Origin of the sequence: Methylobacterium sp. Leaf123, from assembly GCF_001423405.1 — a bacterium.
In the GTDB taxonomy this organism is placed as follows: domain Bacteria; phylum Pseudomonadota; class Alphaproteobacteria; order Rhizobiales; family Beijerinckiaceae; genus Methylobacterium.
On record NZ_LMNS01000040.1, the window covers coordinates 1 to 25,833 of the forward strand.

General features: G+C 69.8%; 23 protein-coding genes and 1 rRNA gene. 14 read left to right on the forward strand and 10 right to left on the reverse strand.

From position 1 onward, the window contains the following. Positions 1-234, reverse strand: a 16S ribosomal RNA gene (locus ASF53_RS26390); the annotation flags it as partial. Between the two features lie 885 nt (positions 235-1,119). On the opposite strand from ASF53_RS26390, the gene ASF53_RS23800 reads away from it, so the two are divergent. Next, positions 1,120-3,213, forward strand: a complete 2,094-nt coding sequence (locus ASF53_RS23800; protein WP_056204898.1) for a M23 family metallopeptidase — start codon at positions 1,120-1,122, stop codon at positions 3,211-3,213. Positions 3,214-3,235: 22 nt separating this feature from the next. On the opposite strand, the gene ASF53_RS23805 is transcribed toward ASF53_RS23800, so the two are convergent. The 3 genes from ASF53_RS23805 to ASF53_RS23815 form a co-directional block, all read right to left on the reverse strand. Beyond that, positions 3,236-3,703, reverse strand: a complete 468-nt coding sequence (locus ASF53_RS23805; protein ID WP_286134686.1) for a lysozyme inhibitor LprI family protein — start codon at positions 3,701-3,703, stop codon at positions 3,236-3,238. A gap of 123 nt (positions 3,704-3,826) precedes the next feature. Continuing rightward, on the reverse strand, positions 3,827-4,705 hold the full coding sequence (gene gluQRS, locus ASF53_RS23810; protein WP_056204903.1) for a tRNA glutamyl-Q(34) synthetase GluQRS: 879 nt from the start codon (positions 4,703-4,705) through the stop codon (positions 3,827-3,829). A gap of 48 nt (positions 4,706-4,753) precedes the next feature. After that, complete coding sequence (locus ASF53_RS23815) at positions 4,754-5,053, reverse strand: hypothetical protein (RefSeq protein WP_056204905.1); 300 nt, start codon at positions 5,051-5,053, stop codon at positions 4,754-4,756. Between the two features lie 218 nt (positions 5,054-5,271). Between ASF53_RS23815 and ASF53_RS23820 the strand changes: the two genes are divergently transcribed. Then, positions 5,272-5,490 (forward strand): hypothetical protein, encoded by a 219-nt coding sequence (locus ASF53_RS23820; protein WP_056204910.1) that lies wholly within the window; start codon positions 5,272-5,274, stop codon positions 5,488-5,490. 22 nt (positions 5,491-5,512) lie between these two features. Here the strand turns inward: ASF53_RS23820 and htpG are convergent, their stop codons facing one another. Continuing rightward, a complete protein-coding gene (gene htpG, locus ASF53_RS23825) occupies positions 5,513-7,393 on the reverse strand; it encodes a molecular chaperone HtpG (RefSeq protein ID WP_056204912.1) in 1,881 nt (626 codons plus the stop codon). A 154-nt stretch (positions 7,394-7,547) separates the two neighbouring features. Beyond that, positions 7,548-7,862, reverse strand: coding sequence for a hypothetical protein (locus tag ASF53_RS23830; protein WP_056205278.1), 315 nt, complete (start codon positions 7,860-7,862; stop codon positions 7,548-7,550). Positions 7,863-8,176: 314 nt separating this feature from the next. Here ASF53_RS23830 and ASF53_RS23835 point away from each other — a divergent pair, with 314 nt between their 5' ends. The 7 genes from ASF53_RS23835 (at position 8,177) to ASF53_RS23865 (ending at position 16,642) form a co-directional block, all read left to right on the forward strand. Continuing rightward, on the forward strand, positions 8,177-9,772 hold the full coding sequence (locus tag ASF53_RS23835) for a gamma-glutamyltransferase family protein (RefSeq protein WP_056204914.1): 1,596 nt from the start codon (positions 8,177-8,179) through the stop codon (positions 9,770-9,772). An 89-nt stretch (positions 9,773-9,861) separates the two neighbouring features. Beyond that, positions 9,862-11,499: a dihydroxyacetone kinase subunit DhaK gene (locus ASF53_RS23840; protein ID WP_056204917.1), complete on the forward strand. Its 1,638-nt coding sequence runs from the start codon at positions 9,862-9,864 to the stop codon at positions 11,497-11,499. 11 nt (positions 11,500-11,510) lie between these two features. Continuing rightward, the gene (locus tag ASF53_RS23845) at positions 11,511-12,356 is read left to right on the forward strand and encodes a class I SAM-dependent methyltransferase (protein WP_056204920.1); all 846 of its coding nucleotides are present in this window, start codon (positions 11,511-11,513) and stop codon (positions 12,354-12,356) included. A gap of 54 nt (positions 12,357-12,410) precedes the next feature. Beyond that, positions 12,411-13,703 (forward strand): oxalate/formate MFS antiporter, encoded by a 1,293-nt coding sequence (oxlT, locus tag ASF53_RS23850; protein ID WP_056205282.1) that lies wholly within the window; start codon positions 12,411-12,413, stop codon positions 13,701-13,703. Positions 13,704-13,823: 120 nt separating this feature from the next. Continuing rightward, complete coding sequence (locus ASF53_RS23855) at positions 13,824-15,059, forward strand: bifunctional cobalt-precorrin-7 (C(5))-methyltransferase/cobalt-precorrin-6B (C(15))-methyltransferase (RefSeq protein WP_056204930.1); 1,236 nt, start codon at positions 13,824-13,826, stop codon at positions 15,057-15,059. Then, a complete protein-coding gene (locus ASF53_RS23860) occupies positions 15,038-15,463 on the forward strand; it encodes a cobalamin biosynthesis protein (RefSeq protein ID WP_056204931.1) in 426 nt (141 codons plus the stop codon). Before ASF53_RS23855 ends, ASF53_RS23860 begins: the two co-directional genes overlap by 22 nt. An 87-nt stretch (positions 15,464-15,550) precedes the next feature. Beyond that, the gene (locus ASF53_RS23865) at positions 15,551-16,642 is read left to right on the forward strand and encodes a GGDEF domain-containing protein (protein ID WP_056204935.1); all 1,092 of its coding nucleotides are present in this window, start codon (positions 15,551-15,553) and stop codon (positions 16,640-16,642) included. Positions 16,643-16,704: 62 nt separating this feature from the next. Here the strand turns inward: ASF53_RS23865 and ASF53_RS23870 are convergent, their stop codons facing one another. After that, the gene (locus tag ASF53_RS23870; protein ID WP_056204938.1) at positions 16,705-17,613 is read right to left on the reverse strand and encodes a LysR family transcriptional regulator; all 909 of its coding nucleotides are present in this window, start codon (positions 17,611-17,613) and stop codon (positions 16,705-16,707) included. Between the two features lie 89 nt (positions 17,614-17,702). Here ASF53_RS23870 and ASF53_RS23875 point away from each other — a divergent pair, with 89 nt between their 5' ends. From ASF53_RS23875 to ASF53_RS23885, 3 genes are all read left to right on the forward strand, one after another. Next, positions 17,703-18,146 (forward strand): PACE efflux transporter, encoded by a 444-nt coding sequence (locus ASF53_RS23875; RefSeq protein ID WP_056204941.1) that lies wholly within the window; start codon positions 17,703-17,705, stop codon positions 18,144-18,146. A gap of 77 nt (positions 18,147-18,223) precedes the next feature. Further along, positions 18,224-19,024, forward strand: a complete 801-nt coding sequence (cobM, locus tag ASF53_RS23880) for a precorrin-4 C(11)-methyltransferase (protein ID WP_056204944.1) — start codon at positions 18,224-18,226, stop codon at positions 19,022-19,024. Continuing rightward, on the forward strand, positions 19,021-20,346 hold the full coding sequence (locus ASF53_RS23885; protein WP_056204946.1) for a cobyrinic acid a,c-diamide synthase CobB: 1,326 nt from the start codon (positions 19,021-19,023) through the stop codon (positions 20,344-20,346). Before cobM ends, ASF53_RS23885 begins: the two co-directional genes overlap by 4 nt. 170 nt (positions 20,347-20,516) lie before the next feature. Here ASF53_RS23885 and ASF53_RS23890 read toward each other — a convergent pair whose 3' ends face one another. Beyond that, positions 20,517-20,942 (reverse strand): helix-turn-helix domain-containing protein, encoded by a 426-nt coding sequence (locus ASF53_RS23890; RefSeq protein WP_056204950.1) that lies wholly within the window; start codon positions 20,940-20,942, stop codon positions 20,517-20,519. A 451-nt stretch (positions 20,943-21,393) separates the two neighbouring features. Here ASF53_RS23890 and hmuQ point away from each other — a divergent pair, with 451 nt between their 5' ends. Next, positions 21,394-21,729, forward strand: coding sequence for a heme-degrading protein HmuQ (hmuQ, locus tag ASF53_RS23895; RefSeq protein WP_056204951.1), 336 nt, complete (start codon positions 21,394-21,396; stop codon positions 21,727-21,729). Between the two features lie 138 nt (positions 21,730-21,867). On the opposite strand, the gene ASF53_RS23900 is transcribed toward hmuQ, so the two are convergent. Further along, a complete protein-coding gene (locus tag ASF53_RS23900; RefSeq protein ID WP_056204954.1) occupies positions 21,868-23,115 on the reverse strand; it encodes an MFS transporter in 1,248 nt (415 codons plus the stop codon). Between the two features lie 406 nt (positions 23,116-23,521). On the opposite strand from ASF53_RS23900, the gene ASF53_RS23905 reads away from it, so the two are divergent. Beyond that, on the forward strand, positions 23,522-25,027 hold the full coding sequence (locus ASF53_RS23905) for a sugar transferase (RefSeq protein WP_056204958.1): 1,506 nt from the start codon (positions 23,522-23,524) through the stop codon (positions 25,025-25,027). A 6-nt stretch (positions 25,028-25,033) separates the two neighbouring features. Here the strand turns inward: ASF53_RS23905 and ASF53_RS23910 are convergent, their stop codons facing one another. Beyond that, on the reverse strand, positions 25,034-25,603 hold the full coding sequence (locus ASF53_RS23910; RefSeq protein WP_056204961.1) for a Fur family transcriptional regulator: 570 nt from the start codon (positions 25,601-25,603) through the stop codon (positions 25,034-25,036). Positions 25,604-25,833 lie beyond the last annotated feature (230 nt).

The following is a 25,833-nucleotide window of genomic DNA, read 5'->3' on the forward strand; positions in this document are numbered from 1 at the left end:
CCTTCTTGAGCCACTTGGCGAGGTTGCCCTTGCCGATCCTTCGGCAGTAAACCTTTCCCCAAAAGGGCGTATCCGGTATTAGCTCAAGTTTCCCTGAGTTATTCCGAACCGAAGGGTACGTTCCCACGTGTTACTCACCCGTCTGCCACTGACAYCCGAAGRTGCCCGTTCGACTTGCATGTGTTAAGCCTGCCGCCAGCGTTCGCTCTGAGCCAGGATCAAACTCTCAAGTTGAAGAGTTGATCTCAGCTGATCACAACATAAACGGAGTGCTCACATCCGTATCAYCCGCGTTTCCACGAATGAACGGTGAGCTTCCGAAACGTCGGTCCAGCTTCATCTCTTACGGTCCGRCTYTCGCCAGACCCGCAAGGACGTAAACAAGCCGCCCGCGTTTCTCTTTCTCGTATGATTCACTTGTCAAATAGCAGCGGTCACACCCKAAGGTCYAACCCTTCGCCAAAGACGCGYCRGCAGCCCGGTTGCCCGGCCCMTCCAGCCCWCSCTTCAGCGATGAAGTCCGCAGCGCGGGWTCACCCGGCGCCRGCRGTCCGCRGCGTCTAGAKCCGGCGAACCGTTCTGTCAACCGACCCAGTCAAGCGCCACAGCGCCCGGATCAACCGACACCCCGGAACYAGAAGGACAGCGATCGCCCGATCCAGTCACCCGGATCAGCTCCGCTCACCAACAATCCCGAAGACCAACAGCGCCCGGATCAACCGACACCCCGGAACCAGAAGGACAGCGATCGCCCGATCCAGTCACCCGGATCAGCTCCGCTCACCAACAATCCCGAAGACCTTCGAAGCTCTCGGCCACCAAGCGGTGGACCGCGGCGCCTCGTCGGTGAGGCAGCTTCTATGGGGTGACCGATCCGGCGTCAACGGCCAAATCGCAGAAAGTTCGACACCCCACCACGTCGACATCACAGCCTTACGACAGCCTCTTTGCAGGCCGTCATCAGTAGGGGCCCAACCGCCTCAATCTGGACATGCTGGCCCCGGACATCGGTCCCGTCGGCCGCGCGTCGTACCGCGAAGTCCCATGTCGCTCGCCCCGCGCGAGTCTGGTAGGACAGAGCGGGAGAACCGGTCCGAAGCGCCGACGCAGAGGAAGTCCGTGACGCGCGAGCGACTGAAGATCGGGGGAACGGCGGCCACGGCGAAGCAACGCCCGCCGACTCTGCCGCGAGGCGTCGAACCGCCGCTGAACCTGCTCGGTGCGGATGCCCGGCAGATCGACCGGCGCGACGTCAATCTGCGCTGGCTCTGTGCCAGCGCGCTCACCGGCATTACCGGCGCACTCCTGATGGGCGCGGCGATCCATGTCTCCCTTCAGGGCGATGCGTCGCTCGCGGCCGTCTCGGATCGGCCGAATCTCGGCCCCCGTCCGCAGACGCAGGCCCCCGCCATCGAGGAGGCCGGGATCGCCTCGGCGCACAAGGGGGATCGCCTCGTCCGTAACCTGATGATCGCCTCGGCCAAGCAGAGCTTTCGCACCCCGGTGACGGTGCGTCTCGGCGAGCGGGAGATCATCAAGGTCCGGCCCTTCGTCCGGATCTCTTCCAACCTGTCGATGTCGACCGGCGTGTTCGCCAGCGATATCCCGCGTTTCGATCCGATGAAGTTCGTCTCCGACGAGCCACAGGAGCGCGCGCCCGATCCCGGCGCCGCGGACGCACCGGGCGCCGAAGTCACGGTGGTGAAACGCGACCTCGCCGAGGTCGCCGTCGATCCCGGCGCCCCCGCGCTCTCGGACGAGGACGTGACCGCGCAGATCGAGGAAGAGCGGCGCCTCGCGGCGGAAGCCGGGCGCCGCACCGCCCTGCCGCTGGCGCCCCAGATCCTGCTTTCGCGCACCCTGCAGCACGGCTCGGCCTTCGCCGGGTTCGGTGAAGCCAACGGCCAGGGGAAGGGCAAGCTCGGCGAGGACAACAGCCCGTTCAAGTCGATCGAGGTGCTCGTCGTCCCCGAGAACGTGACGAAGCTCGCCAAGGTGGAGCTGCGCGCCGGCGAAGCCCCGCTGGTCGAGGAGCGTGACCTCGCGCTCAAGCGCGGGGAGACCCTCGACGGCGTTCTCAAGGCAACGGGGCATGCCTCCGATCCGGCGATCGCGGGCATCGTCACCGCGCTCGGCGGGAAGGCCAAGGTCGCGGCCCTGTCGGAGGGCCAGCAATTCCGCGTGCAGTTCGCGCCCGGCCCGAAACCCGGAGACGGGCGGCAAGTGACCCGCGTGGTGCTGTTCGGCGAGAGCGGCGTCCAGGCGATCGCCGCGATCAACGATCACGGGGCCTTCGTGCCCGTGGCGCCGCCGGTGGACGAGTCGCGGGGGCGCAACCGGGAGCAGGCCCAGGCCGAGGCGCCGGACGACGACGAAGAAGATGAGGGCAGCGGTCCGCGGCTCTACCAGAGCCTCTACGAGACCGGTGCGCGCCACGAGGTGCCGCGCCCGACGATCGAGGACATCATCCGGATCTTCAGCTACGACATCGACTTCCAGCGCCGGATCTCTTCGGGCGACGGGATCGATCTGTTCTACACCTACGACGAGGAAGCCGGCCCCAGCGCCGCCGAGCGGCCGGAACTGCTCTATGCCGCGCTCAATCTCGGGGGCGAGTCGCGCAAGGTCTACCGTTTCCAATCACCGGATGACGGCTCGATCGACTATCTCGACGAACAGGGCCGCTCGCTGAAGAAGTTCCTGATCCGCAAGCCCATCGCCGACGGCATCATGCGCTCGGGCTTCGGCTACCGGCGCCACCCGATCCTCGGCTATGCCAAGCTCCATACCGGCGTCGATTGGGCCAACCCGATCGGCACGCCGATCGTGGCCGCCGGCAACGGCACGGTGATCAAGGCGGAATGGGATTCGGGCTACGGCCGCCGGGTCGAGGTCCAGCACATCAACGGCTACGTCACGACCTACAACCACATGTCGCGCTTTGCCCGCGGGGTCAGCGCGGGCAGCCGTGTCCGGCAGGGGCAGGTGATCGGCTATGTCGGCTCGACCGGCCTCTCCACCGGCGCGCACCTGCACTACGAGGTGATCATCAACGGGCACTTCGTCGATCCGATGAAGATCCGCGTGCCGCGCGGTCGCGAACTCGACGGTCGCCTGCTCGCCGAATTCAAGCGCCAGCGCGACCAGACCGAGGCGACGATGCAGAAATCGAAGACCGCCACGGCGATGGCGCAGCGCGACGCGATGCGGTGAGGCCGGAGAACGGCCCGCATCCTCACCTTGGCTCGAGCGAATCCCGGATCGTCATCAGATCGAGCGCCCGCAGGGCCGTCTGATCCATGATGCACTCGCCCGAGAGCGGACCGCCGATGGTGCCGCCCGGATAGACACGTCCCGGCCACTCGCAGGCTTGCGCGCGAAACTTCAGCCAGGTCTGCTGGACGCCCTTGAGGTCCGCTTTGCCGTCCTCATCGAACTTGGCCATGGCCTCGCGGTAGGCGCGGTTCAGGAGCGTATCCCAAACCGTGTGCTCCCGGTCGAAGCAGGTCATCATCCCCACCGTGCCGGAGCCGTCAGGCGTTTCCTGGCAGGGCCCCGACACCCGGCCGATGCAGGCGCACCGCTGGGCGGATGTCTCCTTGCCCTTGAGGCATGCCTCGATCGTCGCGGCATCCTTCGCCGATGAGGCGGGGCGGTCCGCGTCCTGCGCGAGGGTGGGTGCGGCGAGCGCCCAGGCCGACAAAATCAAGATCGCACGAAACGATCGCATCGTGCCCGGCCCCCTCACGGTCGCTCGCCGCTCCCCACGAATTCCCGATGGGTCGCTGCGACACAAGCCCCGTGAGACGCTGGATCAACACAACCGTCAGAACCCGAGCCGCGCCCGCACATCTTCGACGGTGACGCCCTGGGCGCGCAGATCGGCGAGCGACTCGGAGCCCTTCGACTTGGCGAGCTTCTCGCCATCTTCCGCCCGGATCAACGCATGGTGGTGATAGGCCGGGGCCGGAAGGCGCAGGAGGTGCTGGAGCAGGGCGTGCAGGTCGGTGGCCGCCTCCAGATCCTGCCCGCGCACGACATGCGTGATCCCCTGCACCGCGTCGTCGCAGACCACGGAGAGGTGGTAGCTCGTCGGCACGTCGCGCCGGACGATCACCGCATCGCCCCAGCGGGCGGGATCGGCCCTGACCGTCTCCTCGGCACCGTCTTCCGGCGAGAAGCGGCGGACGAGGGGTGGATCGGCCAGCGTTCGCAGTGCGGCCGGCATGTCGAGGCGCCAGGTATGCGGCTCGCCTCGCTCGATGCGGGCGCGTCGCTCGTCGGCGGACAGAGCGCGGCAGGTGCCAGGATAGAGCGGGGCGCCATCGGGATCGTGCGGAACCGGGACGCCTCGCGCTTGGCGGGCCGCGACCTCTGCCGCGATCCGCCCCCGTGAGCAGAAGCAGGGATAGATCAGGTCCCGCGCCGCCAAGGCGTCGCGCGCCGCGGCGTAGTCCGAAAAATACTCGGATTGGCGGCGGATCGGTTCGTCGAAGCTGAGCCTGAGCCAGTCGAGATCGGCCAGGATGCCCGCCACGAATTCGGGCCGGGCGCGGCCGAGATCGATGTCCTCGATCCGCAGGAGCAGGTCTCCGCCGAGGGTCCGGGCAATGCGGGCGTTCAGTAGGGCGGAATAGGCGTGGCCGAGATGCAGGCGGCCATTCGGGCTCGGGGCGAAGCGGAGCCTCGGTTCTGGGGGTTGCATCGTGCTTCCAGATAGGCCGGACAACCTGCTTTCGGGGCGAGGCTCCCGTTACGGCTCCCCGGCACCGCGCAGGCAGGTCTCGGGGCCGGGCGTGCAGGCGATGCCCGGCAGGGAACAGGCGATCTCCTCGCCGATCCGGCGGCAGACCTTGCAGCCGTCGCCCCACTCGGCGCAGCTCTGATTCCGGGCTGGGTCCGATGCCGGAACGGCGCTTGGAGCGGGTGGATGGGCCGCGCGCGGCGCCAGGGCGCCGATCAGCACGGTGGCCGCCACGAGAGCGATCACGCTCCATGTCACCGTGCGGTCGAGACGGGCGGTCTGCGGATCGGTCGAAGGGTCTGCGGCCATGGCCCGGTGTTGGCGCGGATGCGGCGGGACTGTCAACGCTGCGGCGACTGACGGGTGCGGCTTGCTCGAGACCTGGCGGGGCCTGAAATGCAAGCGGTGCCGAGGCTCCGTGCAACCAGAGTGGGAACATCCGGCACGCTCATTGCGATGCCGTCGGCAGGAACATGAAGAAGCGGCCCTGGGGAGGAGAGTTCTACGCCAGAACGGAGCCTCAACGCATGCTCTACGGCCTCTACTTCCTGACCTGCATGGTCGCGAACCCGACCCATTGCGTCATGCGGGTTCACCGCTTCAACGAAGACATCGTCACCCCGCAGCAATGCCTGTCGGCGGCCCAGCCGCAGATGGCGGCATGGCAGAACGCCCATGGCGACCGCTGGCGCGTGGCCCGCTTCCGCTGCGGCTCGCCCCCGCGGGATGACGGGACGCGGATCTGATCACCCGCATCCCGTCCTTTCCTCAGGCCGATTCTGCCGGCTTCGCGGCGGTGCCCGCCAGCGCCGCCGCGACGGCACGGGCAAAGGCTACCGGATCGCGGGGCGTGTCGCCGTCCTGAACGCGGGCGAGGTCGAGCAGCGTGCCGGCTTCGGCCTTCAGATCCTCGCCGGCCTCGGCCCGCTCGTTGAGCGAACGGATCAGGGCGTGGCGCGGGTTGATCTCCAGGATCGGCGCGGAACCGCCGAAGCCGCGGCCGGCCCGGCGCAGCAGGCGCTGCATCTGGAGGTCCGGCCCCATGCCGGAGGCGGCGAGCACCACGGCGCTGTCCACGAGGCGATCGGTGGTCCGCACGTCGGAGACCTCCGGCTCCAGCGCGAGCTTGAGGGCGGCGACGAGTTTGTCGAGCGCGGGCGCCACCTCGGCCGTCTCACCCTCGGGCTTGAGCTTCGCGAGGTCGGCCGAGCCCTGCGTGACCGAGCGCAGGGGCTTGTCCTCGAACTTGCCCAACTGCTCCGGCCAGAACGCATCGACGTGGTCGGACAACAGCAGAACCTCCACGCCGCGGGCGCGGAAACCTTCGAGCTGGGCGGAGTTCTTCAGCGCCTCCACATCGTCGGCGACGAGGTAGTAGATCGCCTCCTGCTCCGGCTTCATCCGCGAGACGTATTCGGGCAGCGAGGTCCAGCCCTCCTGCGTTGAGGAGCGGAAGCGCAGGAGCGGTGCTATCTCGGCGCGGCGCTCGAAATCCTCGTAGATGCCTTCCTTCAGCACCGGCCCGAAATTCTCGAAGAACTTCTGGTACTCGTCCGCCTTCTCCGCATTCTTCGAGCGGCTCGACAGCTCGTTGATGACGCGGGTGGTGACGGCGCGACGGATCTTCTGCAGCGTCGGCGTCGATTGCAGCATCTCGCGGGAGACGTTGAGCGGCAGGTCATCGGTGTCGACCACGCCGTGGACGAAGCGCAGCCAGTTCGGCAGCAACTCGGCCTCGTCGGTGATAAACATGCGCCGCACATGCAGCCGCACCTTGGAGCGGCGGTCATCCTCCATCGGCATGAACGGCTTCATGCTCGGCACGAACAGGAGGCCGGTGAATTCGAGCGCGCCCTCGGCCCGCCAGTGCAGCGTCGCCCAAGGCTCGTCGAAGCCGTGGCTGACGGTGCGGTAGAACTCCTTGTACTGCTCTTCCGTGATCTCGGATTTCGGCTTGCGCCAGAGCGCGGTGCCGCGATTGGCCGCCTCCTCCTTGCCCTCCGCATCGCGGATCGCGATCGGCACGGCGATGTTGTCGGCCCATTTGCGCACGACGTGGTCGAGCCGGTAGCTCTCCAGGTACTCGTCGGCGTCCTCTTTCATGTGCAGCACGATGTCGGTGCCGGGCTGCTCGCGGCTCGCCGGCTCCAGGGTGTAGCTGCCCTTACCGTCCGAGGCCCAGGTCCAGGTCTCCTCGCTGCCCGCGCGGCGGGAGGTGACGGTAACGCGGTCGGCCACCATGAAGGCGGAGTAGAAGCCGACGCCGAACTGGCCGATCAGGCTCGGGCGCTGATCCTCGCCGCCCTCCGCCGCCCGCTCGCCGAGCGCCTGCGAGAAGGCACGCGTGCCCGAACGCGCGATGGTGCCGAGGTTCTGCGCCAGATCCTCCTTGCTCATGCCGATCCCGGCATCCGAGATCGTGAGCGTGCGCGCATCCTTGTCGGGGGCGATCAGCACCCGGGCGTCGGAGGGGAGCGCCAAGGCCTCGTTGGTCAGCGCCTCGAAGCGGCGCCGGTCGGTCGCGTCGGCCGCATTGGCCACCAACTCGCGCAAGAAAATCTCGCGGTCGGAATAGAGCGCGTGGACCACGAGGTCCAAAAGGCGCCCGACCTCGGCACCGAATTCGTGCCGCTCTACCGTCTCGCTCAAAGGCCTGTCTCCCCGTCTGGCGTGCCACCCCGGAGCACCCGCGCCCATGCGGCGGGTGTTCGGAGGAACACGCGAAAAAGCGGGGGCGATATGCCCATGGCGCGACGGCAATTCAATCGCCGCGGGCACACGCCCGCGGCGAAATTGTCGCGTTTCAGGCCGCCAAAGCCGTCGGCGATGCCGTGTTCACGGACGGCACGGCCTCGATGCGCTGGTGCACGGTGTCGAACGCCGTGCGGATGGCCACCACCGCGTCCTCGACGGCGACCAGGGCGGCGAGCTGCAGATTGCCCGGAACGTCGCCGACGCGGCGCGTCGCGACAACAATGGAATGCTCGAGCCTCAACAGTTCTTCCTCGGCACTCGTGCCGGAAAGATGAGCCAACCGCTGTAGCGTGGCTTCCAAAGCATGGCGCAAGACAAGTGTTCTCACGCGATCCTGAAGGATCGCCCGTTCGTTCTGCTTCATGTGCGGAGATACCTGCCGATTCGCGAGGACGACCATGTCATCTCGCCCGCATCGGCGCAGTTCCTTTTCTGCAACATTTGCAAAAAGCAGAGACGCCGCCTGGAACCATTGCGGAGTCGTGGGAATCCGCCCCGCGCGGACGCACCCTCAGCGCGCATCCGAAGCCGTCTGCGACCCTACGGAAACCGGTCGCGCGATCGCGGAATGCCGGGGGTGCGCGGTGGCGGGGAGCGCGGCAGTTGCCCTTCGCGCCGACGCGTGGTCCTGATCGAGCCTCTCGGCCCGTCCGACCTCAGGTTTCGTCAGAGTCCGTCATGCCCGACACGCCCGTCTTCGCCCATGCGGCCGTCGCCGCCCCTCATGCGCTGGCGGCTTCGGCCGGGCAGAATGTGCTGGCGCAGGGCGGCAACGCCATCGAGGCGATGGTGGCCATGGCCGCCGCCATCGCGGTGGTCTACCCGCATATGAACGGCATTGGCGGCGACGGCTTCTGGCTGATCCGCGAGCGGAACGGCCGCGTGCGCGGCATCGAGGCCTGCGGTCCGGCCGGCCGGCTCGCGACCCGCGCCCGCTACCGGGAGAAGGAGCTCGACGCGATCCCGTCCCGCGGCCCCGACGCGGCGGTGACGGTCGCCGGCACCGTCGGCGGCTGGCGCCTCGCCCTGGACATGTCGCGCGCCTTCGGCGGCCGGCTCCCCCTCGACGCGATCCTCGCCGACGCCATCCGCCACGCCCGCGCCGGCTGCCCGGTCTCGGCCTCGGAAGCGCGCTACGTCCCGAAGGAACTCGACACGCTCCACGACGCGCCGAATTTCGCCGCGACCTATCTCGATGACGGCAAGCCCTACGCGGCCGGCGCGATCCGGGCGCAGCCCAAGCTCGCCGATACCCTGGCCCAGCTCGTCCATGCCGGGCTCGACGACTTCTACCGGGGCGATATCGGCCGCGAGATCGCCAGCGACCTGGAACGCCTAGGCGCCCCCGTCAGCCGCGAGGATCTGAAGGCCTACGCGGCCAAGGAGCGGGCCCCGCTGACCCTGCGGCGGCGCGACGCCACGCTCTACAACTTCCCGCCGCCGACCCAGGGTCTCGCGGCGCTGATCATCCTCGGCCTCTTCGACCGGCTGAACATCGCCGAGCCGGAGACCACCGCGCATTATCACGGGCTGATCGAGGCGACGAAGCGCGCCTTCGCCATCCGCGACCGCTTCGTCACCGATTTCGACCGCCTCACGGGCGACCCGGCCGCCTTCCTCGATCCGAAGCGCCTCGACCGCGAGGCCGCCCTGATCGACATGCGCCGTGCGGCGAGCATCCCGGTGCGCTCGGGCGAGGGCGACACCGTCTGGATGGGCGCCATCGACAACGAGGGCATGGCCGTCTCCTTCATCCAGTCGGTCTATTGGGAATACGGCTCCGGCACGGTGCTGCCGACCACCGGCATCTGCTGGCAGAACCGCGGCATGTCGTTCTCGCTCGATGCGAACGCGGTGAACCCGCTGGAGCCGGGCCGGCGCCCGTTCCACACCCTGATCCCGGCCCTCGCCGCCTTCGACGACGGAAGGGTGATGTCCTACGGCTCCATGGGCGGCGACGGGCAGCCGCAGTTCCAGGCGCAGATCTTCACCCGCTACGCCGATTACGGGATGTCGGTGGCCGATGCGGTGGACGCGCCGCGCCTGCTCTACGGCCGCACCTGGGGCGCGGAGTCGCTGAGCGTGAAGGTCGAGGACCGCTTCGATCCGGCCTGCATCGCGGCGCTCCGGCGCCTGGGCCACGACATCGAGGAGTTGGGCGGCGCCTATATCGACTCGCTGGGACATGCCGGCATGCTGGTGCGCCACCGCAAGAACGGGCGGATCGAGGCGACGCACGATCCGCGTTCCGACGGCGGCGCGGCGGGGCTCTGAGCTGAAAGGCGGCTTGCCCCGCTCAGCATGGGCGGTACCCTCCGCGCAAAGGCCCGCCTGACAAGCGGGCGTGACGGGAGGTGCGATCCTTGGCCCACTTCATCAACGACCGCGCCGGGCTCGTCACCGATGCCATCGACGGGCTCGTCGCGGGCAGCGGCGGAGCGCTGGCACGGCTCGACGGCTACCCCGAGATCCGCGTCGTGCTGCGGGCCGAGCCCGAGCCGGGCCAAGTCGCCGTCGTCTCCGGCGGTGGTTCGGGGCACGAGCCGGCCCATGCCGGCTTCGTCGGGCCGGGGCTGCTCGCGGCGGCGGTGTGCGGCGACGTCTTCGCCTCGCCCTCCGTCGAGGCCGTGCTCGCCGGCATCCTGGCGGTGACGGGCGAGGCCGGCTGCGTCCTCATCGTGAAGAACTATGCCGGCGACCGCCTGAATTTCGGCCTCGCCGCCGAGCGCGCCCGGGCGCTCGGCCGCCGGGTCGAGACCGTGCTGGTCGCCGACGACATCGCCCTCCCCGACGCGGCCCGGCCGCGGGGGCTCGCCGGCACGCTCTTCGTCCATAAGACCGCGGGCCACGCCGCCGCCTCCGGCGCGCCGCTCGAAGAGGTGGCGGCGTTGGCCCGGCGCACGGCCGGCGCGGTGCGCACCCTCGGCATCGCCGTCTCCACTGCGACGATCCCCGGCGCGAAACCGGAGCCGCGCTTGGCCGAAGGTCAGGCGGAACTCGGCCTCGGCATTCACGGCGAACCCGGCATCGAGCGCATCGACCTGCCCCGCGCCGACGCGCTCGCCGCGCGCATGACCGCGCGCTTCCCCGCGCCCATCGCGGGGGCCGACCGGCTGGCCCTCCTCGTCAACAATCTCGGCTCGACCACGGCCCTGGAGATGGCGGTGCTGACGAAGGCGGTGCTCGCGACCGATCTCGGCCAGCGGGTGCGGCTGCTCCTTGGCCCCGCCCCGGTCATGACTGCGCTCAACATGCACGGCGCCTCCCTCAGCTTCCTGGCCCTGGACGAGACAATCGAGGCCGCCCTTCTCGCCGAGACCCCGGTCGCCGCCTGGCCGCGCGCACGGACCTTGCGCGAGCCGATCGTCCGGCCGCTGCCGGAGGGGCTCGCCGGTGGACCGGCACCGACGCCTTCGCGGGATGCGGTCGTCGCCGCGCGGATCGAGGCGGTGGGTCGGGCCCTGATCGCGGCGGAAGCCTCGCTCAACGCCCTCGATGCACGGGTGGGTGACGGCGATACCGGCTCGACCTTCGCCGAGGGCGCCCGCGCCGTGCTGGCCGATCTCGACCGGCTGCCCCAAGCTGAGCCCGCCGCCCTGTGCCGGGCGCTGGGCGAGCGCCTCGGGCGCGCCACGGGCGGATCGAGCGGCGTGCTGCTCTCAATATTCTTCGCCGCCGCCGGCGCGGCGCTCGCCACGGGCGCGGACTGGCCGGCCGCCTGCGCCGCGGGCGTCGCGCGGGTGCGCGAAGTTGGCGGCGCCGGCCCCGGCGACCGCACCATGCTCGACGCGGCGATTCCGGCAATCGCGGCGCTGGCCGCCTCGGGCCTCGACGCGGCGGCGCGGGCGGCCCGCGCGGGCGCCGAGGCGACCGCCGGGATGGAGCGGGCCGCCACCGGCCGCTCCAGCTACCTCGCCGGCAGCGACCTCAAGGGCCATCCCGATCCGGGCGCCGTTGCGGTGGCGACCGCCTTCGAGGCACTGGCCGCGGAATCGAAATGAGGGGATCGACGATGAGCCATCTGAACCAGGACCAGAGCGACTACTGGAACGGCGAGGTCGGGCAGCGCTGGGCCCTCTACCACGAGGCGCTCGACACCGCCTTCGCGCCCTTCACCGAGGCGCTGTTCGCCCGCGCCGCCCTCGCGCCCGGTGCCCGCGTGCTCGATATCGGCTGCGGGGCGGGCGACACCGCGCTCCGCGCCGCGCGGCAGGTCGGCAGCGACGGCCACGTCACCGCGGCCGACCTGTCCGAGCCGCTGCTGGCCGTCGGCCGCGAGCGGGCGGCACGGGAGGCGCCGGGCGCCGCCCCGATCGACTGGCTCCGGGCCGACGCCCAGGACCACGCCTTCAGCGCCCGCTTCGATCACGCGCTCTCGCGCTTCGGCGTGATGTTCTTCGAGGCTTCCGTCGCCGCCTTCACCAATATCCGCAGCTCCCTCGTGGCGGGCGGGCGGATGACCTTCCTCTGCTGGCGCAGCATGGCGGAGAACGCCTGGGTCACGCTGGCGCGGGACGCGGTGCTGCCGATCCTGCCCGAGACCGAGGCACCGGAGCCGGGCGCGCCGGGCCCCTTCCGGTTTGCCGCACCGGAAACGCTTCTGCCTATTCTTGAGGCAGCCGGTTTTCACACCATCGAATGCGAGCCGGTGGATCGGATGATGCGGGTCGGCGACACCCCTGAGGCAGCAGCCGACTTCGTAGCGACCCGCGGCCCTATCGCCCGCCTGCTGCGCGAGCGGGAGCCGGCCGTGAAGGATGCTGCCTTGAACATCATTACGGAGCTTTTCACCGATCGCTTCGGGGCCAGCCCCGTCGAACTCGGTGCGGCCTGCTGGCTCGTCACCGCACGAACCTGAAGTTTGCTCCTGGCACATCCCTTGCCTAGCCCCGGCGCCGCAAGGGAGTGAATGATGCATACAATTTCCGATCGGACGCGGTGGATCCAGCTCGGCCTCGGTCTCCTCGTCATGATGACGATCTCCAGTCCGCAATATGTCTGGACGCTGTTCGTGAAGCCGTTCCAGGCGACCACCGGCGCGAGTCTCGCCGCCGTGCAGGTCGCCTTCACGATGCTGATCGTGCTCCAGACCTTCTTCTCGCCGGTGCAGGGCTGGCTGATCGAGCGCTTCAGCGCGAAGGCGATGATCGCCCTCGGCGCCGCCCTGTCGGGGCTGGGCTGGGTCGCGGCCTCCTACACCGACACGCTGTGGGGCCTCTACGCGACCTACGGCCTGCTTTGCGGCCTCGGCACCGGCATCGTCTATGTCGGCGTGGTCGGGCTGATGGTGCGCTGGTTTCCCGAGCGGCGCGGCTTCGCGGCCGGCGTCGTGGCGGCGGGCTACGGCATGGGCGCCATCGCCACGACCTTCCCCATCACCGACATGATCGCCGCCTCGGGCTATCGCCACACGCTCTTCGTGTTCGGCGCGGTCATGGCCGTGATCGGTGTCGCCGCCGCGCTCGGCCTGCGCACCCCGAAGGCCCGCGAGACCCCCGCCATCCCCGCCGACAAGGTGGCGAGCGCCGCCCGCGACGTGGCCCCGGCTCAGATGCTGAAGACCCCGCTGTTCTGGCTGATGTTCGCCATGATGGCGATGATGTCGACCGGCGGCCTGATGGTCGTCGCGCAGTTCTCCGCCTTCGCCAAGGAGTTCGGCGTCGCCGACGCCATGGTGTTCGGCTTTGCCGCCCTCCCCTTCGCGCTTACCTTCGACCGCATCACCAACGGCCTGACGCGACCCTTCTTCGGCTGGGTCTCGGACCATGTCGGCCGCGAGAACACCATGGCGGTGGCCTTCGCGCTCGAAGCCGTCGCCATCGGCCTGCTGCTGATGTTCCGTGAGAACGCCTACGCCTTCGCCCTGCTCTCGGGCGTCGTGTTCTTCGCCTGGGGCGAGATCTTCTCGCTGTTCCCCTCCACCCTCACCGACACCTTCGGCACGAAGCACGCGACCACCAACTACGGCTTCCTCTACATGGCCCAGGGCGTCGGCTCGCTGCTGGGCGGCCCCGTCGCCGCGCTGATCCACGACGCGGTCGGAAGCTGGGTGCCGGTCTTCGGCATCGCCATCGGCCTCGACCTCGTCGTGGCGGCACTCGCGTGGTTCGTGCTCAAGCCCGCCCGCCGCGCCTATCTCGGCGTGCCCGGCCCGGCCGTGCCGGAGATGGCCGCGCCGCTCGCCGTCCGCCCGGCGGTGGGCTGAGGCGCCGGCCGATCCCAGCCCCCTGGCCGATCCGACCGGGGGCGCGTAACGAAGTCCGCGAGACGGCTCCCGTCATCGCGGACTTTTTTGCATGCCATCGACCCTGCGGCAGCCGCTGCCATGACGGCACCGTCCCGTGAGCCCGATCACGCCCCCTGGCTCGCCATCGTCGGCATCGGCGAGGACGGGCGGGCGGGCCTCTCGCCGGCCGCCGCCGCCGCCCTCGACGCGGCGGAGTTGGTCTATGGCGGGCGCCGCCATCTCGCGCTGGCCGCGCCGCTGGCCGCCGAGACCCGGCCCTGGCCGAGCCCGATCGACACGGCCTATCCCGGAATCCTGGCCCGGCGCGGCCGGCCGACCTGCATCCTCGCCACCGGCGACCCGTTCCATTACGGCATCGGCGCCGAACTCGCCCGGCTGGTGCCGGCGCAGGAGATCCGCGCCTTCCCGCAGCCCTCCGCCTTCAGCCTCGCCGCGGCCCGGCTCGGCTGGTCGCTGCCCGAGACCGCCTGCCTCACGCTGCACGGGCGCGACCTTTTCGGCATCGTGCCGCATCTCCAACCCGGTGCCCGTATTCTCACCCTGTCCTGGGACGGCGCGACGCCTGCGGCCGTCGCCGCGCTGCTCGCCGAGCGCGGGTTCGGGGGTTCGCGGCTCACCGTGCTCGAAGCGATGGGCGGCCCGAACGAACGGGTGCGCGCGGCGCGCGCGCAAAACTTCGACCTGAGCGAGATCGCCGCTCTCAACACCGTCGCGGTCGCGGTGGAAGCCGCCCCCGGCGCGCGGATCGTGCCGCTGAGCCCCGGCCTCGACGATGCGTGGTTCGAGAATGACGGCCAACTCACCAAGGCCGAGATCCGCGCGGTGACACTCGCGGCCCTGCGCCCGCGGGCCGGCGAGACCCTGTGGGATCTCGGAGCCGGCGCCGGCTCGGTCTCGATCGAATGGTGCCTGCGCCATCCCGCCAACCGCGCCGTCGCGGTGGAGCGCCGCCCGGACCGGGCCGAGCGGATCGCCCGCAACGCGCGGGCGCTCGGCGTCGCGCCCCGCGTGCAGGTCGTTGTCGGCGGCTCACTCGCGTCGCTGCCCGCCCTCCCCTCCCCTCGGGCCGTCTTCGTCGGGGGCGGCGTCGCCGAGCCCGGCCTGCTCACCGCGTGCCGCGATGCGCTTCCGCAGGATGGCCGCTGCGTCGCCAACGCCGTTACCCTGGAGGGCGAGGCCGCCCTGCTCGCGGCCTTTAGCGAGGCCGGCGGCGCCCTGCGCCGGCTCTCGGTCGCCCACGCCGTGCCGGTCGGCGGCCTCACCGGCTGGCGCCCGGCCATGCCGATCACGCAATGGGTCTGGACGAAGCCGTGACTCCGCCCCGCCTCGTCGCCGGCATCGGCTTCCGCCAAGCGACGACAGCCGCGGAGATCGTCGCGCTGCTGAACCGGGCGCTGGCCGAGGCCGGGCTCGCATCCGAACAGCTTGCCGCCATCGCCACCGCCGCGGACCGGGCCGGTGAACCGGCGGTCCGCGAGGCCGCCGCCGTCTTCGGCCTCACGCCCACCGCGCTTGATGCGGCGGCCCTGATGGCGGTGGACGCGCGGGTCGTGACCCGCTCGCACCGGATCGAGGCGAGCCGCGGCGTCGGCTCGGTGGCGGAAGCGGCGGCTTTGGCCTGCGCCGGCCCGGCCGCACGCCTCCTCCTGCCCCGCATCGCCAGCGCGGGCGCCACCTGCGCCCTTGCCGTTGCGGACCGGGCGTCAATCCTTTCTTAACCACACCATCGAAGAGGCCGCACAGCGAAGGGAACCTTTCACGCAATGGGGCCAAGATGGCCGCCTGCAGCAGGGAGGGGCGGGGCGGTGACGGACTTGTCGGTTCCCACCCTGCAATTCACCGACTTCCTCGTGTTCGGCGCCTGCGCCGCGATCTTCCTCTGCGCCTGGCTGCTGCACCGGCAGAAGACCTATTTCCTCTGCTTCGGGGTGAGCTACGCCGTCTGCGCGGCCATGGCCGTGTGGTTCGTGGATTTCGGCTCTTACGGCAGCATCTGGTCGCCGTTCGGCTGGTCGCTCGCCGGGGCGACCTTCTGGATCGGGCTCCGGCTGTTCGACGGGCGCCCGGCGGTGACGGGGCCGATGATCGGCCTGTTCCTGTTCCCCACGGCCACGCATCTCGGGCTCACGCTCGCGGGCGCCAGCCCCGCTGCGGTCAATGCCGGCAGCACGATCGCCTATGCCATCCACGAGGCTGCGGCGGCAGTTTACGTGTTCCAAAGCTCACCGCGGCGAGCCCCGCTGCGCCACCTGATCGCCGGGGCCCTGCTCGCGATCGCGCTCGTGATCGGCCTGCCCCTGCTGCCGGTGTCCGAGGCGTCGGTCCGCCTGTCCGTCATCGCGATCTTCATCGTCGATCACATCACCTCCATCCTCCTGACCACGGCGATTCTCGCCCTGGAGGCGGAGCGGGCCTATGCCGCCGTCGCGCGGATGGCGCGGACGGATGCGTTGACGGGCGCGCTGAACCGGCAGGGCCTCGCGGCCGAGACCGATGGGGTGACCGAGGCCGGTATCATCATCGCGGATCTCGACCATTTCAAAACGGTCAACGACCGGTACGGGCATGCCGCAGGCGACGCGGTTTTGCGCGACTTCGCCGCGCGGGCGACGGCACTCCTGCCCGAGGGCGGCCATCTCGCGCGGTTGGGCGGCGAGGAGTTCGGGATCGTGCTGCCCGGACACGATCACAACGCGACGACCTATCTCGCCGAGCGCCTGCGCCGCGCGGTCGGCGGCGTGCCCGTCCCCTGGAACGGATCGGCCGTCCCGATCACGGTGAGCATCGGTGTCGCGATGCTCCGAGCCGGCGAGGCGTTGAGCGAGAGCCTGGAGCGCGCCGACAAGGCGCTCTACGACGCCAAGACCGACGGCCGGAACCGCGTCCGGGTCGCGTAAGCGCGTCGGCCCAAAAGGAATGTGAGCGGCACCGCTCACCGCCGCCTTGCGAAACCCGCCGCTCAGCCTGTCCGGTCGCCTTGCGACACGCTGCCGATTCGCTCCGCCGCGAAGCGCTCACGCAGCCATGCGGCGGCGGGGCCGCAGGGCCGCTGCTTGTGCCAGACCAGTTCCAGGGCGATGGGCCAATCGCCCTTGTCGAATTGCAGGTCCGGCGTGACGAGGTCCGGCGCGGTGAGGGACGAGGCGATGACGTGATCGGTGACGAAAGCCCAGCCGATCCCGTGCTTCACCATCTCCAGGATCACCCAGTGGCTCTCCACCCACCACACCTCGGCCGCCACCCGCAGACGGCGCTTTTCCGGCCCGTCGCCGCGCGCCGCGACGAGAATCTGGCGGTGGCGCTTCAACTCCTCCCACTCCACCCGCGCCTTGGCGAGCGGATGGTCGCGCCCGCAGACGAGCTTGAGCGGCACCCAGCCGATGGTCTGGAAGCCGAGTTCCGTCGGGAGGATCTCCTGGCGCCACATCACGCCGAGGTCGGCAGCACCCGACTGCACCATGCGGCTGACATCCTCCATCAGCGGGAAGAGCAGCTCCAGTTCCACGAAGGGGAAGGCCTGGGCGAAATCGGCGAAGAGGGCGCCGAGGGCGTGTTCGGGGTAGAGTTCGTCGATGGCGACGACCAGCCGGTTCTCCACCCGCTGCTCCAGACTGCTCGCCACGCCGATCAGGTGCTCGCGCCGGTCGAGCACCACCCGCGCTTCCGAGAGCAGCCGCTTCCCCGCCGGGGTGAGCACCGGATTCCGGCCCGTCCGGTTGAACAGCGCCAGCCCCAGATCGGCCTCGAGATTGGCCACCTGCGTGCTGACGGCCGATTGCGCCTTTCGCAGCACGCGGGCGGCGCCCGAGAAGGACCCGGCCTCGGCCGCTGCGACGAAGGCCTGGAGTTGGTCGAGTGAAACGGACATCCATCTGGTTTCCAGATACGTTCCAACTTGGCATCCGGGGTATCGCAGATAGAAGGCGGCGGACCAACCCAGATCCTCCGAGCCTATCCATGCGCACCACCCGCGACCGTATCCGCCACGCCCTCCTGTTCGAGCTGTTCGGCCTCGCGCTCATCATCCCGTTCGGAACGGTGCTGTTCGGCCTGCACGCCTCCCAGATGGGAGTGATCGGCGTGGGCAGCGCCATCACCGCGACCGCGTGGAACTACGCCTACAATCTCGGCTTCGATCGCACGATGCAGCGGCTGGCCGGGCACACGAAGAAGAGCCTACCCCTGCGAGTGGGCCACGCCGTGCTGTTCGAGGCCGGGCTGCTCGTGATCCTGCTGCCGCCGATCGCTTGGTATCTCGGCATCGGCCTCGCAGAGGCCTTCGTCATGGATCTCGCGATCGCGGCTTTCTACGTGGCCTACGCCTTCCTCTTCAATCTGGCCTACGACCGGGCTTTCCCGCTGCCGGGCTGGGGCGAGGTCGCGGCCGAGCCGTCCCGCTGAGCCGTCGCTCATTGCCTTGCGGCAACCGCGGTCATCGTCACTCCCCAACCGGCGCCCCGATGCTGTAAGCGGGCGTCATGACCGTCCATTTTATCGGCGCCGGGCCGGGCGCCGCCGACCTCATCACCGTGCGCGGCCGCGACCGGATCGCGGCCTGCCCCGTCTGCCTCTATGCGGGCTCGCTGGTGGCACCCGAGATCCTGTCATGGTGCCCGGACGGGGCGCGCATCGTCGACACCGCGCCCCTCGACCTCGATGCGATCATGGACGAGATCGGGCGCGCGCATGCCGCCGGCCAGGACGTGGCGCGGCTGCATTCCGGCGACCTGTCGGTCTGGAGCGCGCTGGCCGAGCAGACCCGCCGGCTCGACGCGCTGGGCATCCCCTATACCGTGACGCCCGGCGTCCCCTCCTTCGCCGCCGCCGCCGCCCTGTTGCGGCGCGAGTTGACGGTGCCGGGGCTCACCCAATCGGTGGTGCTCACCCGCACCTCGGGCCGGGCGAGCCCGATGCCGGAGCGCGAAAAACTCTCCGCTTTTGCGGCCACCGGGGCGACCTTGGCGCTGCATCTCTCGATCCACGTCGTCGAGCAGGCGTGCACTGATCTCGTCCCGTTCTACGGGCCGGACTGCCCCGCCGCGGTGGTGTTTCGCGCGACATGGCCCGACGAGCGGGTGCTAACGGGCACGCTCGCCACGCTCCCTGAGCGGGTCCGGGCGGAAAACATCGAGCGCACCGCGCTGATCCTGGTCGGACCGGCGCTCGACCCGTCGGATTTCCGCGAGAGCGCGCTCTACGCCCCCGATTACGACCGCCGCTTCCGCCCCCGCGGCGCGGTCGGCGCGCCCGGCGCAGCATCGGACGAGGCCGCATCGTGACCCCCGCCCCCGGCCTCCTCATCGCCGCACCCCGCTCCGGCTCCGGCAAGACCACGGTGACGCTCGCGCTGATGCGGGCCCTGCGCCGCCGGGGCGTGGCGATCCGCGGCGCGAAATGCGGGCCGGACTACATCGACCCCGCCTTCCACGAGGCGGCGACGGGCCTGCCCAGCCTCAACCTCGACAGCTTCGCCATGCCCGACGCGCTGCTCGATGCCTGCGCGGGCCTGAGCGCGCGCGCGGCCGATCTCGTCGTCGCCGAGGGCTCGATGGGGCTGCATGACGGCATCGTCGCGGGTGAGGGCCGCACGGGCGCCAACGCCGACATCGCCGCGCGCTACGGCTGGCCGGTGGTTCTGGTGCTCGACGTATCGGGCGCCGCGCAATCAGCGGCGGCCGTGGCGCTCGGCTGCGCGGCCTACGATTCGCGGATCCGGATCGCGGGCGTGATCCTCAACAAGGTCGCAAGCCCGCGCCATCGCCGCCTCGTCGAGGCGGGACTGTCGCGGGTGGGGCTGCCGGTGCTCGGCGCCTTCCCGCGCGAGGCGAGCCTCGTCCTGCCCGAGCGCCATCTCGGCCTCGTCCAGGCAGGCGAGACCGCCGACCTCCACGCCCGGCTCGACCGGCTCGCCGACCTCGCGGAAACCGCCCTCGACCTCGACGCGATTCTGGCCGTGGCCGGCGGGCATGCCCCTGCCGCCACCGACGGCCTGCCGAAGCCGCCGGCGCAGCGGATCGCGGTGGCGCGGGACGCCGCCTTCTCGTTCCTCTACCCGCATATGCTGGCGGGCTGGCGCGCGGCCGGTGCCGAGATCGTGCCGTTCTCGCCCCTGGCCGACGAGGCGCCGGGGGCCGATTGCGAGGCCTGCTGGCTGCCCGGTGGCTACCCCGAACTGCATGCGGGGCAGCTCGCGGCGGCACAGGGCTTCCTCGGCGGCCTGCGGGATTTCGCGCAGACGCGGCCGGTCCATGGCGAGTGCGGCGGCTACATGGTTCTGGGCGAGAGCCTGGAGGATGCCGACGGGCTCACTCATCCGATGTGCGGCCTGCTGCCGGTTGCGACCTCGTATCGGCGGCGCAAGCTCCATCTCGGCTACCGCGTCGCGCATCTGCTCGACGACGGGCTGCTCGGCCCCGCCGGCACGCGCCTCGTCGGGCACGAATTCCACTATGCAAGCGAACTCACACCCACGCCGGGGGACGAAATCGCGCTGGCGCGGGTGACGGATGCGGAAGGGGTGCCGCTCGGCCTCGCCGGCCATCGCCGGGGCCGTGTCACGGGCAGCTTCTTCCACCTGATCGCCGGGACGGCGGAGGCGTGACGCGGGCCGGCATCGCCGCCCCGTCGAAGCATCGATCGAGCGGCACCTGTCTCAGCCCCTCGCACCATCGGCCGAGAGCGCGCGGGACGATGCGCTCTTCGAAGTCGATGCCGGTTCGGCGAGGGAAGGCCCGCGGCCCGCGAGGGCCACGACAGGCCGACCCGATGCCTTCAGCTCGGGCGCACCTCGACGGCCTCGACGACGTCCGGCTCTTTCTTGCGGCCGAGGCGGGCGGCGCTGCGCACGATCGCCAGAACCTCGCGGCGCATCTGATCGTCCTCGATCGTCGCGAAGGCGCGCAGCAGATCGACGGCCCCGTGCGCGCGCAGGAAGCCGAACACCTCCGTCTGCTCCTGGGCGGCGGCGCCGTCGCCTTCCTCGAAGAAGGCGGAGACGGGGACTTCGAGCAGACGGGCGATTTCGCGCAGGCGCCCGGCGCCAACGCGATTCTGGCCCTTCTCGTATTTCTGGACCTGCTGGAAGGTCACACCCACCGCGGTCCCGAGCGCGGTCTGGCTCAATCCGCGTGCCTTGCGCAGCGCGGTGATCCGGAGCCCGACGAGGCGGTCGACATCGGTTGTCTGTTTCGGCATCATCTTACGGCACGGTCCCTGTGCGATGTCGCGGACCGACCCAAGGACCTCAGGTCGGCAGCGCTTGAGCTTTTGCCAGCGTCTTCGGGCATCTCGAAACGCTTCTACTACCGGAGCAGGTCGGGCAGATGCGTTTTAGAGGCAACCGTATCGCAGTGGTTTAGCCTAGCCGCAGCATCACCATGAAGTGCATACGCAATGCAAGAGCCTACCTGTAGCCAACTGAAAGTTTTCAGTTTTCCAGCAAGTTTCTGTTCACCGAACGTTCCTGCAGCGAAAACGTCAACGCCGTCCGGAGTTTGGTGGGATTTCTCACGAATTCGCTGAGGCAGAGCCATCCGCACCACAGGCGGTGCTGATGGCTCTGCCTCAGCCTACGAGCGAAACTACGTAGAGTCATCATGTTCGAGCGGTCGCGTTGGGGCCGGCTCGCTCAGATCGGGAGCGTCACGGCATGTTCATCGCAATGAACCGGTTCAAGGTCATCAAGGAATCGGCGGAAGATTTCGAGCAGGTCTGGCTCGGACGCGACAGTCACCTCGGCGAGATGGAGGGCTTCGTGGAGTTTCATATGCTCAGGGGGCCGGAGGCCGAGGACCACATCCTCTACGCCTCGCACACCGTCTGGCGCTCGCGCGACGATTTCGAGGCGTGGACCCGCTCGGAACAGTTCCGCAAGGCGCATGGCCGGGTGCCCGGCACCAAGCCGCTCTATCTCGGCCACCCGCAATTCGAGGGCTTCGAGTCGATCCAGACCCTCGCCCGGCCGCAGAGCGAGCAGGCCGCCTGACCCAAGCGCCTCGCCCCGGACATCGGATCCGGGGCGAGGCGCCCGTTCGTTGCCCTCGTCCGGCGTTAGGAAAATCGACCGAGAGGTTACGCGGCTAAGCTCCAAACGGATGCGCACTGACCCGGCTCGGCAAAGGCATCACCGCAGCCGCGGCAGGAACACCGCCATTAGCCCGAGTGCGGGGAGGAAGGCGCAGAGATCGTAGACGCGCTCGATGCCGACATGGTCGGCCATCTCCCCGAGCAGCGCGGCACCGAGGCCGCCCATACCGAAGGCGAAGCCGAAGAACAGGCCGCCGACGAGCCCGATCCGGCCCGGTAATAATTCCTGTGCATAGACCAAGATCGCCGGCATGGCGGATGCCAGGATCAGTCCGATCGGCACCGACAGAATCACCGTCCAGAACAGATTCACGTGCGGCAAAGTCAGCGAGAACGGCAGCACGCCGAGAATCGAGATCCAGATCACGAACTTGCGCCCGAATCGGTCCCCGATCGGGCCGCCGAGAATCGTCCCCGCCGCCACCGCGCCGAGGAAGACGAACAGGTAGACCTGGGCGAGCGCCACCGGCACGTCGAAACGGTGGATCAAGTAGAACGTGTAGTACGACGAAAAGCTCGCCATGTAGAAGTATTTGGAGAAGATCAGCCCCAGCAGGATCGCGATCGTCACCACGATCCGCACCCGGCTCAGGCTGCCGGAGGCGGCGCCCGTGCTCTTCCGGGCGGTTCTCGGCGTCGTGGCGAGCCGCTGCGCGTACCAGCGACCGACCGTGCCGAGCATGAGGATGCCGGCAAGCGCGGCGAGGCAGAACCACGCGACGCTGCCCTGGCCATGCGGCACCACGACGAAGGCGGCGAGCAACGGCCCGAGGGCCGTGCCGGCATTGCCGCCGACCTGGAACACCGACTGCGCCAGTCCGTAGCGGCCGCCGGATGCGAGCCGCGCCACCCGGCTCGCCTCGGGATGGAAGATGGCGGAGCCGAGCCCGATCAGCGCCGCGGCGGCGAGCAAGGCGCCGTAGGCCGACGCCACCGACAACAGGGCGAGCCCGGCCAGGGACAGCACCATGCCGATGGCGAGCGAATAGGGCAGCGGGCGCCGGTCGGTGTAGAGGCCGACGGCCGGCTGAAGCAGCGAGGCCGTCCCCTGGAACACGAAGGTGATGAGGCCGATCTGCCCGAAATCGAGGTGGAAGCCGGCCTTGAGCAGCGGATAGAGCGCCGGCAGAAGCGACTGCACGAGATCGTTGAGGAGGTGCGAGAGGCTGAGGCCGATCAGCACCGCCAGGGCCGGGGAGGCTTGTCCGCGCGCTTGGGCCGGCGCCGTCACGGCGACCTCGGGCGGGCCGGGCAATCCTGGATTCTCAACTGCTTCGGCTCGCATGCCGCACTCCGTCCGGACCGACGACTGGACGGCCCTCCCGCATTGCTTTGTTCAAAAAATAAGTGCTGATCTTTCAAGCTCTCGCACCGCGAGACCAGTGATTCCCTCGTAGAAAACGCGTCTTTCGTTTCACATCGGCTGCTGATCGTGTCCGGGGGGATCGATCCGGGGCCGATCGGCGTTCGGGTCGCGCACCGCGACGGGTCAGGCCCTCCGGAGGATCAATCCTTCGGGAAGCCGGGCTTTCGTCCGCGGGCTCGTATGTCAGTCCCGTTTCGCCCGAGCAACGGCACCGTCACGCATCCGGTGCGCAGCTTGCGCGGGACGCCGCAGAACCGGGCGCGGCGACCGAAAACGTCCCGCGTCGGGACACTTCACCGCCCCAGGGCAGCACAGCGCGGGACACATGTTTCACCAGCGCCCCCCTCAGCAGTACCAGCGGCTGCCCGATGACGGGGTGAGCCGCTCCGTCTGGGCTTCGCTTCTGCCGCGTCGGCGGCGCATGGCCCTGCGCGTGGGCATCTCGGCCTCGCTGCTGGCGGCCGATCTCGTGGCGATCTTCGCGGTCGGCTTCGCGGTGGATGTCGCCTACCACGCCTATATCGGCGACGGGGAGCTGATCCCGCTCACCAACAGCATGAACCTTCAGACGGCTGGCTTCCTGTCCGTGATCGTCGTGCTGACCAACCTCGCCCGCGGCGAGTACAGCATCGAGCGCTGCCTGTCGCAGACGCCGCATCTGCAGCGCCGGGCGACGCTCTGGCTCATGGCCTGGGCGGTCGCCCTGCTGGTCGGCTTCGCGACGAAGACGACTCAGGACTTCTCCCGCGTCGCCTCGGCCGCCTTCTTCCTCGCCGGCCTGCCCGTCACGATCCTCGTCCGCGCGGCGACGGTGGCGCTGGTGCGCCGCAGCAGCACCTCCGGCTCGCCCTCCGCCAGCCGCGTCCACCTCGTCGGCTACGAGGAGGACGTGACGAACTTCTACGCCAACAACGATGTCGAGGCGTTGGGATTGCGCATCGTCGGGACGAGCTACCTGCGCCGCCCCGAGCCGACATCCGGCCTGGGGAACGCGGAGTCCTTGCTCGCCGAGGATCTCGACCTCGCGGTCTCGGTGGTGCGTTTCCTGCGGCCCGACGACGTGTTCGTGCTGGTGCCGTGGTCGGAGCCCGCCGACATCGAGCGCTGCATCGATGCCTTCCTGCGGGTGCCGGCCGCCCTGCATCTGCGGCCCGGCACGATGATGGACCGCTTTCCCGACCTGCAAGTGGCTCGGGTCGGCCGGCTCTCGGGCATCAATATCGGTCGCCGTCCGCTCTCGGTGGGCGAGATCCTGCTCAAGCGCGCCTTCGACGTGACGCTGGCCGGGATCGGGCTCCTGATGCTCGCGCCGCTCTTCGTCGCGCTCGCCGTACTGATCAAGCTCGACAGCCCCGGCCCGGTCTTCTTCCGGCAGCGGCGCTACGGCTTCAACCAGGAGGCCTTCGGCGTCTTCAAGTTCCGCAGCATGAAGGCGGCTCCCGACGCCCCCTTCCGGCAGGCCTCGCGCAACGACGAGCGCATCACCCGCGTCGGCGCCCTGCTGCGCCGGACCAATCTCGACGAGCTGCCACAGCTCCTAAATGTGATCCGGGGCGACATGTCGCTCGTCGGCCCCCGCCCGCACGCGCTGGCGCATGACCGCAGCTTCGAGCGCCGCATCGCCCTCTATGCCCGCCGCCACAACGTGAAGCCGGGCATCACCGGCTGGGCGCAGGTGAACGGCTTTCGCGGCGAGACCCTGACCGACGCGGCGATGGAGAGCCGCGTCCAGGCCGATCTGCACTACATCGACAACTGGTCGCTCTGGCTCGACATCACGATCCTGTTCCGGACGATCGCCTCGCCGCGCGCCTACCGCAACGCCTGCTGACCACGACTATGACGCCTCGGGCGCGTCCCCGCGCCCGCGACAGGCGCCGCACTCCCCCTCGACCTCCAGAATCCGGCTCGTCGGGGTGAAACCGGCCCCGGCCAGCGTCTGGTCGAGGGCGCTCTCGACCGCCGGGGCGGTCATCTCGTCGATGCCGCCGCAGGTGCGGCAGATCAGGAAGACGAGGCCCGCCCCCGCGCCGTGCTCGTGCCCGCACGAGACGAAGGCGTTGCGGCTGGAGATGCGGTGGACGAAGCCCTGCTCGGTGAGGAAATCGAGCGCCCGGTAGACCGACACCGCCGCGACCCGGCGCCCGGGGGCGCTCATCCGCTCGGCGATGTCGTAGGCGCCGAGCGGCTTATGCTCCGCGGCCACCGCCGCGAGCACGTCCCGCCGCAGCCGCGTGAATTGAAGGGCGCGCGCCTGGCAGAGCCGCTCCGCCCGCTCGATCATCGCCTCGACCGAGACGGCATGCCCGCCGCAGCCGGACGCGCCATGACCGTGATGGTCATGCGTGTGGCCGTCCCCGTGGGCGCCGTCGCCTTGGCCGTGCTCCTGCTGCGCGTGACCGCGCATCCCGACCTCCCCGGTCCCGGCGCCCGGTGTCGCCGTTTATCGTTGCCGCTCGTATCGACACTCGGCACGGGCCGATTGAACTCGGCCCATGTTACAGTGTATCAGCCCGACCAAGATAGGCGTCCGGCCGCAATCGGGCAACGAGGCGGGCAACGGCGCGGGCCGCGATAGTCCCGGCCCCGCGCCCGGCCTCCGCGACACCGCCCGCGCCGGTCCATCCTCGGAGATCC

What these genes read in the sequence shown, in the direction of transcription:
- ASF53_RS23815 (WP_056204905.1), bottom strand. Translation starts at nt 5,053, where the DNA reads ATGGCCGCAGACCCTTCGACCGATCCGCAGACCGCCCGTCTCGACCGC.
- ASF53_RS23870 (WP_056204938.1), bottom strand. Translation starts at nt 17,613, where the DNA reads ATGTCCGTTTCACTCGACCAACTCCAGGCCTTCGTCGCAGCGGCCGAG.
- ASF53_RS23835 (WP_056204914.1), top strand. Translation starts at nt 8,177, where the DNA reads ATGCCCGACACGCCCGTCTTCGCCCATGCGGCCGTCGCCGCCCCTCAT.
- hmuQ (WP_056204951.1), top strand. Translation starts at nt 21,394, where the DNA reads ATGTTCATCGCAATGAACCGGTTCAAGGTCATCAAGGAATCGGCGGAA.
- ASF53_RS23860 (WP_056204931.1), top strand. Translation starts at nt 15,038, where the DNA reads ATGGGTCTGGACGAAGCCGTGACTCCGCCCCGCCTCGTCGCCGGCATC.
- oxlT (WP_056205282.1), top strand. Translation starts at nt 12,411, where the DNA reads ATGCATACAATTTCCGATCGGACGCGGTGGATCCAGCTCGGCCTCGGT.
- cobM (WP_056204944.1), top strand. Translation starts at nt 18,224, where the DNA reads ATGACCGTCCATTTTATCGGCGCCGGGCCGGGCGCCGCCGACCTCATC.
- ASF53_RS23910 (WP_056204961.1), bottom strand. Translation starts at nt 25,603, where the DNA reads ATGCGCGGTCACGCGCAGCAGGAGCACGGCCAAGGCGACGGCGCCCAC.
- ASF53_RS23855 (WP_056204930.1), top strand. Translation starts at nt 13,824, where the DNA reads ATGACGGCACCGTCCCGTGAGCCCGATCACGCCCCCTGGCTCGCCATC.
- ASF53_RS23820 (WP_056204910.1), top strand. Translation starts at nt 5,272, where the DNA reads ATGCTCTACGGCCTCTACTTCCTGACCTGCATGGTCGCGAACCCGACC.
- ASF53_RS23845 (WP_056204920.1), top strand. Translation starts at nt 11,511, where the DNA reads ATGAGCCATCTGAACCAGGACCAGAGCGACTACTGGAACGGCGAGGTC.
- ASF53_RS23890 (WP_056204950.1), bottom strand. Translation starts at nt 20,942, where the DNA reads ATGATGCCGAAACAGACAACCGATGTCGACCGCCTCGTCGGGCTCCGG.
- ASF53_RS23905 (WP_056204958.1), top strand. Translation starts at nt 23,522, where the DNA reads ATGTTTCACCAGCGCCCCCCTCAGCAGTACCAGCGGCTGCCCGATGAC.
- gluQRS (WP_056204903.1), bottom strand. Translation starts at nt 4,705, where the DNA reads ATGCAACCCCCAGAACCGAGGCTCCGCTTCGCCCCGAGCCCGAATGGC.
- ASF53_RS23875 (WP_056204941.1), top strand. Translation starts at nt 17,703, where the DNA reads ATGCGCACCACCCGCGACCGTATCCGCCACGCCCTCCTGTTCGAGCTG.
- ASF53_RS23830 (WP_056205278.1), bottom strand. Translation starts at nt 7,862, where the DNA reads ATGAAGCAGAACGAACGGGCGATCCTTCAGGATCGCGTGAGAACACTT.
- ASF53_RS23900 (WP_056204954.1), bottom strand. Translation starts at nt 23,115, where the DNA reads ATGCGAGCCGAAGCAGTTGAGAATCCAGGATTGCCCGGCCCGCCCGAG.